Genomic DNA, 583 nt, shown 5'->3' on the forward strand with positions numbered 1-583 from the left:
ACGAAGAGTTCGCGCACACCGAGACGGTGACAGCCCTGCCAGACAGGCAAGGGACGACGCCGATGATCGACAGGCAACGCGTCACCGGCAGCCCCGCCGTCGATCGTGATGTGACTGCCGGCGCGGCAGACTGTCTGTCCGCCGACCGCCGCCACCGGTTTGAGCAACGGCACACTGCGCGGCAGATACCCGCCCCGCGCCAGCATGTCGGCATCGCCTTCCGGCAGGCGGAGTGCGACCAGATCCCCGACATGAGGAGCCCGCACCGGGTGCAGACGATACAGCCCTACGGGCACGCTGGCGGTCGCGTTCCAGATCAGGCGCGGTGTCGGATGCAACGCCATCGACAGACCAGTTCCAAGTGCTGCGAAATACGTGGTGAAGAACCAGCCCCGCCGCGTCATGACACGATCCTCCGACGCAGCCACGCAGCATGTCGGGGCGTGGAATAGCGCGGAATATCCCGACCATCAGGCCGTGACCGCCCGAGTTGCCGCCAGTATTCCGGATCAACATCGACGGGATTGATGCCCTGCCGTTCCACCGTCTCGATCACAGACAGCACGGCACGCACCTGCGGCCA

General features: G+C 65.9%; 2 protein-coding genes. Both read right to left on the reverse strand.

What is annotated here, in order from left to right; all coding sequences use genetic code 11:
* The coding region (locus tag B7G66_RS16420; protein WP_048859409.1) for a S26 family signal peptidase at window positions 1-404 on the reverse strand (404 nt) is incomplete at its 3' end.
* Window positions 401-583: DUF2840 domain-containing protein (locus tag B7G66_RS16425; RefSeq protein WP_048859408.1), on the reverse strand; the 183-nt coding region annotated here is incomplete at its 5' end. The genes B7G66_RS16420 and B7G66_RS16425, both read right to left, overlap by 4 nt.

It is taken from the genome of Novacetimonas hansenii JCM 7643 (assembly GCF_000964405.1).
Classification (GTDB): Bacteria; Pseudomonadota; Alphaproteobacteria; order Acetobacterales; family Acetobacteraceae; genus Novacetimonas; species Novacetimonas hansenii.